9 protein-coding genes, 1 tRNA gene and 1 pseudogene are annotated in these 13890 nt (G+C 68.3%); 5 read left to right on the top strand and 6 right to left on the bottom strand.

Translation table 11 applies throughout. The features are described 5' to 3' along the window. Positions 1 to 92: 92 nt before the first annotated feature. The 3 genes from RJ05_RS21355 to RJ05_RS21345 form a co-directional block, all read right to left on the bottom strand. Positions 93 to 1073 carry a ribose-phosphate diphosphokinase gene (locus tag RJ05_RS21355; protein ID WP_036539892.1) on the bottom strand — a complete coding sequence of 327 codons (981 nt, stop codon included), beginning with the start codon at positions 1071 to 1073 and terminating at the stop codon, positions 93 to 95. Next, positions 1070 to 2560 (bottom strand): bifunctional UDP-N-acetylglucosamine diphosphorylase/glucosamine-1-phosphate N-acetyltransferase GlmU, encoded by a 1491-nt coding sequence (gene glmU / locus RJ05_RS21350; RefSeq protein ID WP_036539890.1) that lies wholly within the window; start codon positions 2558 to 2560, stop codon positions 1070 to 1072. Before glmU ends, RJ05_RS21355 begins: the two co-directional genes overlap by 4 nt. 167 nt (positions 2561 to 2727) lie before the next feature. Then, positions 2728 to 2798, bottom strand: a tRNA-Gln gene (locus RJ05_RS21345). Positions 2799 to 3067: 269 nt separating this feature from the next. Here RJ05_RS21345 and RJ05_RS21340 point away from each other — a divergent pair. The 5 genes and pseudogenes from RJ05_RS21340 (at position 3068) to RJ05_RS21320 (ending at position 11827) form a co-directional block, all read left to right on the top strand. After that, positions 3068 to 3682, top strand: a complete 615-nt coding sequence (locus tag RJ05_RS21340; RefSeq protein WP_085996260.1) for a TetR/AcrR family transcriptional regulator — start codon at positions 3068 to 3070, stop codon at positions 3680 to 3682. A 182-nt stretch (positions 3683 to 3864) separates the two neighbouring features. After that, positions 3865 to 4485, top strand: a pseudogene (locus RJ05_RS32940) (TetR family transcriptional regulator); the annotation flags it as partial. Positions 4486 to 4873: 388 nt separating this feature from the next. After that, complete coding sequence (mfd, locus tag RJ05_RS21330; RefSeq protein ID WP_036539882.1) at positions 4874 to 8488, top strand: transcription-repair coupling factor; 3615 nt, start codon at positions 4874 to 4876, stop codon at positions 8486 to 8488. Positions 8489 to 8511: 23 nt separating this feature from the next. Then, complete coding sequence (locus RJ05_RS21325; RefSeq protein ID WP_051016790.1) at positions 8512 to 9222, top strand: nucleoside triphosphate pyrophosphohydrolase; 711 nt, start codon at positions 8512 to 8514, stop codon at positions 9220 to 9222. A gap of 406 nt (positions 9223 to 9628) precedes the next feature. Further along, complete coding sequence (locus RJ05_RS21320) at positions 9629 to 11827, top strand: MMPL family transporter (protein WP_051016788.1); 2199 nt, start codon at positions 9629 to 9631, stop codon at positions 11825 to 11827. Between the two features lie 86 nt (positions 11828 to 11913). On the opposite strand, the gene RJ05_RS21315 is transcribed toward RJ05_RS21320, so the two are convergent. From RJ05_RS21315 to RJ05_RS21305, 3 genes are all read right to left on the bottom strand, one after another. Further along, positions 11914 to 12489 (bottom strand): TerD family protein, encoded by a 576-nt coding sequence (locus tag RJ05_RS21315; protein WP_036539879.1) that lies wholly within the window; start codon positions 12487 to 12489, stop codon positions 11914 to 11916. Between the two features lie 76 nt (positions 12490 to 12565). After that, on the bottom strand, positions 12566 to 13048 hold the full coding sequence (locus tag RJ05_RS21310) for a hypothetical protein (RefSeq protein WP_036539924.1): 483 nt from the start codon (positions 13046 to 13048) through the stop codon (positions 12566 to 12568). Positions 13049 to 13193: 145 nt separating this feature from the next. Continuing rightward, positions 13194 to 13655, bottom strand: coding sequence for a flavodoxin domain-containing protein (locus RJ05_RS21305; RefSeq protein ID WP_036539875.1), 462 nt, complete (start codon positions 13653 to 13655; stop codon positions 13194 to 13196). Positions 13656 to 13890: the final 235 nt, after the last annotated feature.

The following is a 13890-nucleotide window of genomic DNA, read 5'->3' as shown; positions in this document are numbered from 1 at the left end:
ATGCGCCGATCGGCGCGCCGATCGCGGGAACCCGGACACAAAAAATGACGGGCCCGGACCGTGTGGTCCGGGCCCGTCACGGGCGTCGAGGGTCAGGCGTTGCCGTTGAACAGCCCGGTCACCGAGCCGTTCTCGAACACCTCGCGGATGGTGCGGGCCAGCAGCGGCGCGATCGACAGCACGGTCAGCTGCGGGAACTTCTTGTCCTCGGTGATCGGCAGGGTGTTGGTCACCACGACCTCTTTGGCGCCGCAGGCGGCCAGCCGCTCGGCGGCGGGCGAGCTGAGCACACCGTGGGTCGCGGCGATGACGACGTCACCGGCGCCGGCTTCCTTCAGCACGCTGACCGCGCCGGCGATGGTGCCACCGGTGTCGATCATGTCGTCGATCAGGATGCAGGTGCGGCCCTCGACCTCACCGACCACGCGGTTGGACTTGACCTGATTGGGCACCAGCGGGTCGCGGGTCTTGTGGATGAACGCCAGCGGCGAGCCGCCGAGGGAGTCGGCCCACTTCTCGGCGACGCGCACGCGGCCGGAATCGGGGGAGACCACGGTGATGTGCTCGAGGCTGTAGTTGGACCGCACGTACTCGGCCAGCTGCAGCTGGGCGTGCATGTGGTCGACCGGGCCGTCGAAGAAGCCCTGGATCTGGTCGGTGTGCAGGTCGACGGTGATGATGCGGTCCGCGCCCGCGGTCTTGAGCAGGTCGGCGACCAGACGAGCCGAGATGGGCTCGCGGCCGCGGTGCTTCTTGTCCTGGCGCGCGTACGGGTAGAACGGCAGGATCGCGGTGATCCGCTTGGCCGAACCGCGCTTGAGCGCGTCGATCATGATGAGCTGTTCCATCAGCCACTCGTTGAGGGGCGCGGGGAAGCTCTGCAGCACGAAGGCGTCCGAACCACGGACCGACTCTTCGAAGCGAACGAAGATCTCACCGTTGGCGAAGTCGCGCGCGGTCTGGGGCGTGACGTGGACGTCGAGTTCCTTGGCGACCTGTTCGGCCAGCTCAGGATGCGAACGTCCGGCGAATAGCATCAGGTTCTTCTGATTGTCGATCCATGACGCGGTCACTGCTGTTTGCCATCCTTTAGCTCGATTGCCTGACTCGACATCTCGTTTGCCGCGATGGCTTCTGCCGCCGCGCGCGCCGCAGCGGTTCCGGGACGATACCGCTGCACCCAGTTCTCAATATTGCGCTGTGGTCCACCCGACACGGCGAGCGCCCCCGGCGGAACGTTTCTGCGCAGTACAGTACCCGCCGCCGAATAGGCGCCGTCACCCACGGTGATCGGCGCGACGAACATGGTGTCGCTGCCCGTGCGCACATGCGAGCCGACGGTGGTGTGGTGCTTGTTGACCCCGTCGTAGTTCACGAAAACGCTGGACGCGCCGATGTTGCTGTGCTCGCCGATGGTGGCGTCGCCGACGTAGGTCAGATGCGGCACCTTGGAGTGCGCGCCGATGGCGGCGTTCTTGGTTTCGACGAACGCTCCGAGTTTGCCGGACTCGCCGAGCACGGTGCCCGGCCGCAGGAAACTGAACGGCCCGACGGTGGCGGCGGGCCCGATCACCGCGCCCTCGCCGTGCGTGCGCACCACCTTCGCGCCGTCGCCGACGATCACATCAGTGAGCGTGGAATCCGGCCCGATCTCGGCGTCCTCGCCGATGACGGTATTGCCGAGCAGCTGCACACCCGGCCGAAGCGTCACATCGCGGCCGATCCGCACGCCGGCGTCGACCCAGGTGGTGGCCGGATCGATGACGGTCACACCGGCGCGCATATGCCGTTCCAGGATGTAGCGGTTGAGCGTGCGCGCCGCCGCGGCCAGCTGGACCCGGTCGTTGACGCCGGTGACCTTCGCCGAATCGACCAGACGCGCACCCTGCACGGGATGGCCCGCCTCGTGCGCCAGCCGCAGCACATCGGTCAGGTAGAGCTCGTGCTGGGCGTTCGCGGTGGACAGCCGCCCGAGCATGGTGCGCAGCACCGTCACGTCGAAGGCGTACACACCGGAGTTGACCTCGTTGATCTGGGCCTGTTCCGGGGTGGCGTCGGCATGCTCGACGATCTCGACCACCTGGCCGTCGGCGTCGCGCACGATCCGGCCGTAGCCGTTCGGGTCGTCCGGGACGAAGGTCAGGACGGTGACCGCGGGCCGGTCGGCGTAGCTGCGGTGCTCGTCGAGCAGGGCGGACAGGGTGTGTCCGTCCAGCAGCGGCACATCGGCGGAGGTGACGAGCACGTCACCGGTGAAGTCGTCCGGCAGCGCGGTCAGCCCGCACTGCACGGCGTGGCCGGTGCCGAGCTGCTCCTCCTGCACCGCAGGAATGATCTCGCGGGCCTGTTCGGCGGCTACCTCCGCGACCGCGGCACCGACCTGCTCCCGGTCGTGCCCGACCACCGTGATCAGATACGCGGGGTCGATCTCGTTCGCCGCATGCAGCGCGTGCGCGAGCATGCTGCGGCCGGCCAGCGAATGCAAAACTTTGGGGGTCTTCGACCGCATTCGTGTCCCGGCACCGGCTGCGAGAACGACGACGGCGGTCTGCTGTGGCATGAATCTCCCTCGGCTGCCTGTCATCGTGCTGGTCAAACCTGCGGCCCACGCAGCTCACACTGCCCGTGAGCCGGCACCGTGTCCGTGGCAGGCCACCGTGCCAACGGCCGGCACCGCACCCGTGCGCTGGACACCGTACCCGCGAGCTGATCCGCTGTGCTCGCGTGCTCCGCCGCCAGGACTCGAACCTGAACTATCTGAACCAAAATCAGAGGTGCTGCCATTACACTACGGCGGATTGTCGCATCGACGGGACACATACGCGCCCGCCAGTGCGCCTCGGCACGGCAACGATACTCGCATGCCGACCTCGGATCCGTCGAACCGTGGGCGTGATTCGCGCGCCCGGCTGCGCTCGCGCGCGAGCTGTCTGGAACAGTTGTCCCATACCATTCGCCGGCGTAGGTAGGGAGGCCAATGCACGAGACACCCACGACCGGCGAGAATCCGCGCGTCGGCGCATCCGGCGACAAAGCCCGCCGCGGCGGCCAGCCGCCCCGCCCGAGGATGACGGGCACGCAGCGGCGTCAGCAACTGATCGAGATCGGTCGCGCGTTGTTCGCCGAACGCGGCTACGACGCCACCTCCATCGAGGAGATCGCCCAGCGCGCGCAGGTGTCCAAGCCGGTGGTCTACGAGCACTTCGGCGGGAAAGAGGGCCTCTACGCCGTCGTCGTCGATCGTGAGATGTCGATGCTGCTGGACATGATCACCTCCTCGCTGACCCAGAATCGGTCGCGGGTCCGGCTCGAGCAGGTGGCGCTGGCGCTGCTCACCTACATCGAGCAGCGCACCGACGGATTCCGGATCCTGGTCCGCGATCAGCTGCCGCAAACCGGCGACGGGCGCTATTCGAGCCTGCTCAACGAAGCCGTGAACCAGGTCGCGCACATCCTCGCCGGCGACTTCGAACGCCGCGATCTGGACACCAGCCTGGCCACCCTCTACGCCCAGGCACTCGTCGGCATGGTGTCCACCGCGGCCACCTGGTGGCTCGATGAGCGCACCCCGTCCAAGGAGGTCGTCGCGGCGCATCTGGTCAACCTCTGCTGGAACGGTCTGCGCCACCTCGAGGCCGATCCACAGCTCAGTTCGGAGTGGCCGGCCGGGACCGAGAACTGACCGGGAGAGTTAACCGGTGAATTGCGAACGAGCTTGCACCACATACTCGAATCGTCTGCCGAGCGGCGCGCTGGTGGTACGGTTCACCCATCCTTTGGGTGCTGTTCGGGCGGTATGTCGGTCAAATTCGGGATGTCGGTCTACTTCAGGATGGCTGGTTTTTGGGATGACAGGCGGATCTGATGGCTAGGCAAGCGCGCGCGGAGATCACCCGCGACTCCGTCCTCGCGGGCGCGGCCGATGTCTTTCTGCGCTTGGGCTATGCGAACGCGAGCCTGAGCGAGATCATCGCGCAGTCCAACGTGACCAAGGGCGCCTTGTACTTTCACTTCGGTTCGAAGGAAGAGCTGGCCCGCGCGGTCGTCGACCAGGGCAACGAGCGTCTGGTGAGTTCCTGCCAGGGTTTCTTCGATCCCCGGGTGCCCGCGCTCGAGGCCTGCATCGGCATCACCTACGTGGTGGCGGATCTGTCGATGAACGACCCGATGGTCGGCGCGATGCTCAAACTCACCCACCAGATCGGCGACTACCGCGGCGCCGCGGGCGACAACATCGCCAAGTCCTGGGGTGAGACCTACCGCCTGCTGGCCGAGCGCGCCATCGCTCAGGGCGACCTGATGCCCGACCTCGACCCGGAAACGATCGGCCTGCTGCTGCAGGGCGTCACCACCGGCGTGCACATCGTCGCGGTCGGCACCGAAGCCATCGACCAGATGGCCACCCGCATGGAACGCGCCTGGTACTTCCTGCTGCCGGCGATCGTCCCACCGGAGAAGCTCTCCTACTTCCGCGAGTTCGCCGCCTGCGCCGCTACGTGCCGTGATTTTGCGCGCTGGGCCGCGAACTGTGGGGCTCGGTCTCGCTTCGCTCGAAAATTGGGGCTGACCGGCCGTTGCATTGGGTTGCGCCGCAGGGTGCCGCCCGAATATGCGCCCACCTGTATCGGCGTTGTCGAGAGCGTGTGCACGCGCAGTTCGTGGCAAGCAAGGTCATCACCGGTGCGCACCGGCAACGGGCGGCCAGATCGATGTTGTCGCGCCGACCTCGTCGCAGGCACTGGAGGGCGACCTCGAGGAGCCCCGTTCGCGGCCCCCGAAAAGCGAGCCATGAGGGGGCCGCGAACACGCCGCGACGAAGGAGCGGCAGAATGGCAGAGCCGGTCGATTCGCCCGTTCGCTTCAGGAGTTGAGCATGTCTGCCCCACGTCCACCTCTGGCGGGCCTGGCCGCCGCGGCCGGCGCCGATATCGCGCTGCGGACCGTATCCGACCTGGTCGGCACGTCGCGGGTGGAGTTGGTCGCGCCGTCGGCGGCGCGGGCGTTCGTGGCGGGGACGGTGGCGGCGAGCACACCGGTGGTGGTGGTGACGGCCACCGGGCGCGAGGCCGACGATCTGACCGTCGAGCTGACCGAGATCCTCGGCGAGGCGGTCGCGCAGTTCCCGTCCTGGGAGACGCTGCCGCATGAGCGGCTCTCGCCCGGCGCGGACACCGTGGGCCGGCGGTTGGCCGTGCTGCGGCGGTTGGCGCATCCGGAGGACCCGGTGTTCCCCGAACCACTACGCGTGGTGGTGACGACGGTCCGTTCGCTGATGCAGCCGATGGCTTCGGGGCTCGGCGATATCGAGCCGATCGTGCTGCGCGTCGGCACCGAGACCGATTTCGACGAATTGCTCACCCGCCTGGTCGAATTCGCCTATACCCGGGTCGATATGGTCGGCAAGCGCGGTGAATTCGCGGTCCGCGGCGGCATCCTCGATGTGTTCCCGCCGACCGCCGATCATCCGGTGCGCGTGGAGATGTGGGGCGACGAGGTCAGCGAACTGCGCCCGTTCTCCGTCGCCGACCAGCGCTCGCTGCCGGAGCTGAGCGTCGACGTCGTGGTGGCGCCGCCGTGCCGGGAGCTGCTGCTCACCGAGGCGGTCCGCGACCGCGCCGCCGAGGTGGCAAGCGCCAATTCCGCTGACGCGGCCCTGGTGGAGATGCTGGAGAAGCTGGCACAGGGCATCCCCGTGGACGGCATGGAGGCGTTGCTGCCGGTGCTGCGCCCCGGTGCGTTGAGCCTGCTCACCGAGGAGCTGCCCGAGGGCACCCACCTGCTGCTGTGTGATCCGGAGAAGATCCGCACCCGCGCCGCCGACCTGATGCGCACCGGCGCCGAATTCCTGGAAGCCTCCTGGACCGCCGCCTCCTTCGGCGGTGACGCGCCGCTGGGCGCGCACGGCCTCGACCTGGCCGCCTCGGCCTACCGTTCGCTGCCGGAGATCCAGGACAGCGCCACCGAGCATGACCTGCCCTGGTGGACGCTGAGCCCGCTGACCTCGGGCGATTCCGCCGAAGTCGTGCTTCCGGTGCAGGCGGGGCCGACCGCGCGGGGTTCGGACGAGCTGGTCGCGACGATCTTCGCCTCGCTGCGCGCGCACGTCACCACCGGCGGTCGCGCGGTCGTGGTGGTGGCCGGGCACGGTACCGCCCAGCGTGTGCTCGAACGGCTCGCCGACGCCGACGTGCCCGCCGCCGCGCTGGACAGCGGCGCGGAGCCGGAGACCGGCGTGGTCGGTGTGCTGTGCGGTTCGCTGCACGACGGCGTCATCTTCGATGATGCGGGCCTGGTGGTCGTCGCCGAATCCGATCTCACCGGCAACCGGGTCACCGCCCCCACCGAGGGCAAACGGCTGCCGGCCAAACGCCGCAATCAGGTCGATCCGCTGGCGCTCAATGCCGGCGACATGGTCGTGCACGATCAGCACGGCATCGGGCGTTTCGTCGAGATGATCGAACGCACCGTCGGCGGCGCGCGGCGCGAATACCTGGTCATCGAGTACGCGCCCGGCAAACGCGGCCAGCCCGGCGACCGGCTGTTCGTGCCGATGGAATCGCTGGATCAGCTGTCCCGCTATGTCGGCGGCGAGATGCCGAGCCTGTCCAAGCTGGGCGGCTCCGACTGGGCCAACACCAAACGCAAGGCCCGCAAGGCGGTGCGCGAGATCGCCGGCGAGCTGGTGCAGCTCTACGCCGCCCGCCAGGCCGCGCCCGGCCACGCCTTCGGCCCGGACACGCCGTGGCAGCAGGAGATGGAGGACGCGTTCGCGTTCACCGAGACCGTCGACCAGATGACCGCCATCACCGATGTGAAGGCGGATATGGAAAAGCCGGTCCCGATGGACCGGGTGGTCTGCGGCGACGTCGGTTACGGCAAGACCGAGATCGCGGTGCGCGCGGCGTTCAAGGCGGTGCAGGACGGCAAACAGGTCGTCGTGCTGGTGCCGACGACGCTGCTGGCCCAGCAGCATCTGCAAACCTTCACCGAACGCGTCGCCGGTTTCCCGGTGACGGTCAAGGGCCTGTCGCGCTTCACCGATCCGGCCGAATCGCGCGAGGTGCTCGAGGGCATGGCCTCCGGTGAGGTCGACATCGTGGTCGGCACGCACCGGCTGTTGCAGACCGGGGTGCGCTGGAAGGACCTCGGCCTGGTCATCGTCGACGAGGAACAGCGTTTCGGTGTCGAGCACAAGGAACACATCAAGGCGCTGCGCACCCACGTCGACGTGCTCACCATGTCCGCGACGCCGATCCCGCGCACCCTGGAGATGAGCCTGGCCGGCATCCGGGAGATGTCGACCATCCTCACCCCGCCCGAGGAACGTCATCCGGTGCTCACCTACGTCGGCGCCTACAGCGACAAGCAGGTCACCGCCGCCATCCGGCGGGAGCTGCTGCGCGACGGCCAGGTGTTCTACGTGCACAACCGGGTGTCCTCGATCGACAAGGCCGCCAAGCGGATCCGGGAGCTGGTGCCGGAGGCGCGGGTGGTGGTCGCGCACGGCCAGATGAACGAGGACGCGCTGGAAAGCACCGTGCAGGGTTTCTGGCAGCGCGAGTACGACGTGCTGGTGTGCACCACCATCATCGAGACCGGCCTCGACATCTCCAACGCCAATACCTTGATCGTGGAACGCGCCGACACGCTCGGCCTGTCGCAGCTGCATCAGCTGCGCGGCCGGGTCGGGCGTTCTCGCGAACGCGGGTACGCCTACTTCCTGTATCCGCCGGAGAAGCCGCTCACCGAAACCGCCTACGACCGGCTGGCCACCATCGCGCAGAACTCCGACCTCGGCGCCGGTATGGCGGTGGCGATGAAGGATCTGGAGATCCGTGGCGCGGGCAATGTGCTCGGCGCCGAACAGTCCGGCCACGTCGCGGGCGTCGGTTTCGATCTGTACGTGCGGCTGGTGGGTGAGGCGGTGGAGGCCTATCGCGCCGCCGCCGACGGCAAGCCGATCACCACCGAGGAGACCAAGGAGGTGCGCATCGACCTGCCGGTGGACGCGCACATCCCGCCCGACTACATCACCAGCGACCGGCTGCGTCTGGAGGCCTACCGCAAATTGGCCGCCGCGCATGACGATTCGACGCTGGCCGCGGTGGTGGAGGAACTCGTCGACCGCTACGGCCCGCTGCCGGTGGAGGTCGGCAGGCTGGTGTCGGTGGCCAAGCTGCGGCTGCTGGCCCGTGAGTACGGCGTCACCGAGATCGCGGTCACCGGCACCACGGTGAAGATCTCGCCGCTGAACCTGCCCGACTCCAAGCAGTTGCGGCTCAAGCGGATCTACCCGAGCGCCACCTACAAGGCGGCCAGCGGGGTGGTCGGCGTGCCGCTGCCGCGGGTACAGGACAGCGTCGGCGCGGACCGGTTGCGTGACGTCCCGCTGCTGCAATACCTCGCCGACCTGCTGCTGGCGCTGGACGGCAAGGCGCAGGGCGCGGTCGATCTCACCGTCGCCACCGAGGTCTCGGTCGCCCGATGAGCCAGGGATCCGATTCGCGCCGGATGCCGGACGCGCTGCGCGTGCAGACCGATACGGCGACGCTGGCGGCCGGGCTGGCCGAGGCCGTCGAGGTGATGGACCGGCTGTGGCATTTCGGCGGCTGGGAAACCACCCAGACCCACGATTCGCTGCGTCCCTATCTGCTCGAGGAGACCTACGAGCTGCTCGACGCCATCCAGCACGAGGACGCCGAGACGATCAAGGAGGAGCTCGGCGATCTGCTGTTGCAGGTGCTGTTCCACTCCCGGATCGCGCAGGCGGCCGGGGAGTTCACCGTCGACGATGTGGCGGCAGCGCTGGTCGCCAAGCTGGTCAACCGCAGCCCTCATCTCGCCGCCTCCGAGCTGCCGCCGGACGCGAGCGTGGAGGAGAAGATCGCGGCGCAGGAAAAGGCCTGGGAGGAACGCAAATCCGCGGAGAAGGCGCGCCGTTCCTGCCTGGACGGCATCGCGATGGCGCAACCCGCGCTGGCCTTGGCCGAGAAGGTCCTGCACCGCAGTAATCGGGCTGGGCTGCCCGAGGATCTGATTCCACCCGCGCTGCGCATGGTCCGGCTCGGTGGGCGTGACAGCGCCGAGGAACGGCTGCGCAAGGCCACCCTCGCCTTCGCCGACGCCATCCGCGCGGCCGAGGACGCCGCCGAGGCCGATCGCGGCACCCGCGCTCCCCTCGACGCCGCCGCTTGGCGCAGGTACTGGCCGGCCGCTCGCTGACGGCGTCGCTCACGGTCCGTTGACCGCGTGGCTCGCGCTGGTTGATCGCGTGGCCACCACTCGCTGATCGCGTGGCTCGCGCTGGTTGATCGCGTGGCTCGCGCTCGTTGATCGCGTGGCTCACGGTCCGTTGACCGCGTGGCCACCACTCGCTGATCGCGTGGCTCGCGCTGGTTGAACGCGTTGCTCGTGCTCGTTGAGCGCGTGGCTCCATGCCCGTTGGCCTGCGGCACCGTTCGCTGACCGCACGGTACTCCTGCTGCCGGGGCCCCTACCGGCTGCTGATCGGTCGCTGCCCACCGGAGCTGTGAGCTGCGCCGCAACAGTGCCCGAACCCATCACATCCGCGCCCGCTGGCTCGTCCGAGTCGTGTATCCACCCGCAATGACGCGACTAGGAGGCAGTAATGCCGGCGGGACTGATCGATCTCATCATGCGGCGCAGACGCGCCGTGCTGGTTCTCTTCGCGGTACTGCTCATGTTGGCCGGAGCAGGCAGTTCGACCTTGTTCGACAAGTTGAAGGGCGGCGGATTCAATGATCCCGGCGCCGAATCCGGGGTGGCGGCCGAGGTGCTGCGCGACCAGTTCGGGCAGGGGCAGCCGAACCTGGTGCTGCTGGTCGACGGCGGCGGTCCGGTCGACGATTCCGGTACCGCCGCGGCGGCCACCGCGCTGGTGCAGCGGCTGTCCGGAGAAGACGACGTCACCGGCGTGACCTCCTACTGGACCTCGGGCCGGCCGCCCGCGCTGCGCAGCGCCGACGGCTCGTCCGGCCTGGTGGTGGCCACCATCCTCGGTGACGACGACGCCGTCGAGGACCGGATCACCGACCTCGCCCCGCGCTACTCCGGCACCCACGACGGCCTCGACGTACAGGTCGGCGGCTACGCGATGCTCCAGCACGAGATGGTGGAGCAGTCGGAGAAGGACGCGGTGACCGGCGAATCCATCGCCTTCCCGATCACCCTGATCGCGCTGGTGCTGGTGTTCGGCAGTGTGATGGCAGCGCTGCTGCCGCTGGCGGTCGCGATGGTGACCGTGCTGCTCACCATGGGCGCGATGTGGCTGCTGGCCGGGGTGACGGATCTGAACGCGCTGGCCATCAATGTCGTCACGCTGCTCGGGCTGGGCTTGGCGATCGACTACAGCCTGTTGATCGTCAGCCGCTACCGCGAGGAGCTCGAGGCCGGCATCGATCCAGGGCAGGCCTTGCGCAACACCATGAACTCGGCCGGGCGCACCGTCGCGTTCTCGGCGGTGACGGTGGCGGTGGCCCTGTCGGGCCTGGTGTTCTTCCCGCTGCTGGCGGTGCGATCGGTCGGCTACGCGGGCATCGCGGTGGCGCTCATCGCCGCGTTGAGTTCGCTGACGGTGCTGCCCGCGCTGCTGGCGATCCTGGGTACCCGCGTGGACAAGTGGCGAATCCGGCGACGTGACACGGCGTCTCGGGAACTACACGAGGGCCGCTGGCACCGGCTGGCCGTGTTCGTGATGCGCAGGCCGGGAACCGTGGCGATCACGGTGACGGTGGTTCTGCTGGTCCTCGGCGCACCCTTCCTCGGTCTGAAACTCGGCTACCCGGACGAACGGTCGATGCCGGAGGCGTCCTCGTCGCGGCAGGTCGCCGAGACGGTGCGCGCGGAGTTCGACACCAGTGAGCAGAGTGCGCTGAGTGTGGTGCTGCCGCAGGGCGGTTCGGGTGTGCCCGAGTACGCGCAGCGGCTGTCGGCGCTGCCGGATGTGCAACGGGTCGATACCGTCAGCGGCAGCTATGCCGACGGTGCGCAGCTCGCGCCACCGACCGAACTCAACGCGCGATTCGCCGCCGACGGCGGGGTGTACCTGTCGGTGATCCCCTCCACCGACGACGCCACCGTGCTCGAGGATCTCGTCGGGACCATCCGCGACGTCGACGCGCCGTCGGAGGCGCTGGTGGGTGGCGTGGCAGCGGTGAGCGCCGATGCCACCGAGGCCCTGCTGGACCGGCTGCCGATCGCTCTCGGCGTGGTGCTGGCGATGATGCTGATCCTGCTGTTCCTGCTGACCGGCAGCGTGTTCCTGCCGGTGGTGGCGGTACTGCTGAGCTGCTTGAGCCTCACCGCGACCTTCGGTGCGCTGGTCTGGATCTTCCAGGACGGGCATCTGTCGGAACTGCTCGGATTCACCGTCACCGGGACGCTGGCCTCGACCGTGCCGATCATGCTGTTCGGTGTGGCGTTCGGCCTGGCCATGGATTATCAGGTGTTCCTGTTGTCGCGGATCCGGGAAGAGTACGAACGCACCGGTGACGGCACCGCCGCGGTCGCGGTCGGATTGGAGCGGATCGGCCGGATCGTCACCGCCGCGGCGGTACTGATCTCGGTGGTGTTCCTCGGCTTCCTGGTCTCCGACATCACCTTCATGAAGGCGTTCGGAATCGGCCTGCCGCTGGCGGTGCTGGCCGATGCCACGTTGATCCGCGGGTTCCTGCTGCCGGCCACCATGAAACTCGGTGGACGCTGGACCTGGTGGGCGCCGGCGCCGCTGCGGAAGCTGCACGACCGCTTCGGTATTCGTGAAAGCGCCGGACCGCGGGAGCGTGACGGGGACCTGGTCGGCGCCTGAGGAGCGAGCCCGGTGCTCACCGGGCCTGCCGAACACGGCGGGTGCGTGAAATCCTCACGCGCCCGCCGTCTTCGATTGCGGACGGCTCAGATATTGACGCCGTAATCGCGGGCGATCCCGGCCAGCCCGGAGGCGTACCCCTGGCCGATGGCGCGGAACTTCCACTCGCCGTTGTGCCGGTAGAGCTCACCGAAGACCATGGCGGTCTCGGTGGAGGCGTCCTCGCTGAGGTCGTAGCGCGCCAGTTCCGAGCCGGTCGTCGAATCGACCACTCGGATATAGGCGTTGCGCACCTGGCCGAACGACTGCCTGCGGGTGTCGGCCTCGTGGATCGAGACGGGAAAGAAGATGTTGGTGATCGTCGGCGGTGTGGCCGCCAGGTCGACGTTGATCACCTCGTCGTCGCCGTCGCCCTCACCGGTGAGGTTGTCGCCGGTGTGCTCGATGGATCCCTCCGGCGAGCGCAGGTTGTTGTAGAAGATGAAGTGCTGGTCCGACAGCACCTTCAGGTCGGGTCCGGTGGCCAGCGCGCTGGCATCGAGGTCGTAATCGGCCCCGGTGCTGGTGCGCACGTCCCAGCCGAGGCCGACGGTGACTCTGGTCAGATTCGGGGCCTGCTTGGACAGCGAGACATTGCCGCCTTTGGCCAGTGTGACGCTCATGTTCCCCTTCCTCGCGGCGCTGACGCTGCGCCCTCGCCCACGATTATGTTCGAACCGCCGACATCGCTGCCGCGGGTCAGTTCTCGGCCTCCGCCCAGGACCGCAGGGTGGCCACCCGGCCTTCCAGCGCGCGCAGTTCGGTCGCGTCGAGCACCGTCCGCTGGATGCCCCTGTCCACCTGGAACGCCGACTGGCGATGATCGTCTATCACGTCGACGTCGATGCGCACCGCCACATAGTCGGTGGCGTCCGGCATTTCCTCCGCGATCACCTTCGCGGTGCCGCGCGCGCACAGCGCGACGTTACCGCCGGCCAGGATCAGTAACGCCACATCGGGGCGCTCGCGCAGCCGGGCCAGCGATCCGCGGTCGAACTTCAGGCTCAGCAGGATGGCGCGATCGCCCGCCCGAACGGGCCAGGACACCGGAATCGCGTGCGGTGCCGGATCGGTGGTGACCAGCACGGCGATGGTCTCGGTTGGCCATTCCGGCAGCACGTCCAGTTCGGGATGATCGGTCGAGGGGTCCTGATGTTGCGCAGGGCTGACTCCGGCTGCCATGTTCATCACCTCATGAATAGACGCGCGCGACGGGCTGTGCCGCACTCCGCACCCAGTTTAAGGGCTGACCACGACAACCGGCGGGCGATGATCGGGCAGCCGCCGCGAGCAGACGCGCGATCAGATCGGCTGCGGTGCACCGCGATCAGACCGCGGCCAGCGCCGCCTCGTCGGTAATACGCAGCCCGGCGGCCCATTCTCGGGCCATCGCGCCGGGCTTGATCTCGGTGGAGGCATCATGGCGGGCGTGCTCGCCCACCTGCGTCGCACCGCATTCGGTGAGCTTCGCGGCGATGATCTCGCCGCCCCGGTTGAAGGTGTCGCCGTAAACGGAATCACCGAGGCCGAAGACCGCGAACCGCAGGCCGGTGAGGTCTGGTGTGCGGGCATTCAGTGCGTCGAAGAACGGTTCGGCGCCGGTGGGCAGTTCACCGTCGCCGTAGGTGGAGCAGACGATGATGTGGAAGTCGCGGGCGTCGAGATCGTCGACATCGAAGTCGGTCATGTCGTAGACCGACACGTCGTGGGCGGCGAGTTCGTCGGCCACGCTTTCGGCGGCGGACTCGGCCGTACCCATTTCCGACCCGAACAGAATGACGACGCGCACCGCGACTCCCTTCTCCCTCGATGTTTGGTGAGGCTAGCCTAATATTGGTGAATAATGTGGGCAATACCGTCCAGCGGCCCGGCTGCACGACCACGGTGTTCCGCCCACGCGGGACAGCACAACGGCAAGACGCGAGAGCCGACCGCAGCGGCCACCGGCCTCGAATCAGCCCGGTGTGCCGAGCGCCTGCGGAAGCACCACGGTGTGCTCGCGCGCCGCCGTGTTCAGCAGCGTG

The sequence above is a fragment of the Nocardia cyriacigeorgica NBRC 100375 genome, from assembly GCF_000308555.1.
Classification (GTDB): Bacteria; Actinomycetota; Actinomycetes; order Mycobacteriales; family Mycobacteriaceae; genus Nocardia; species Nocardia cyriacigeorgica.
This window is presented reverse-complemented; position numbering and strand designations above follow the sequence as displayed.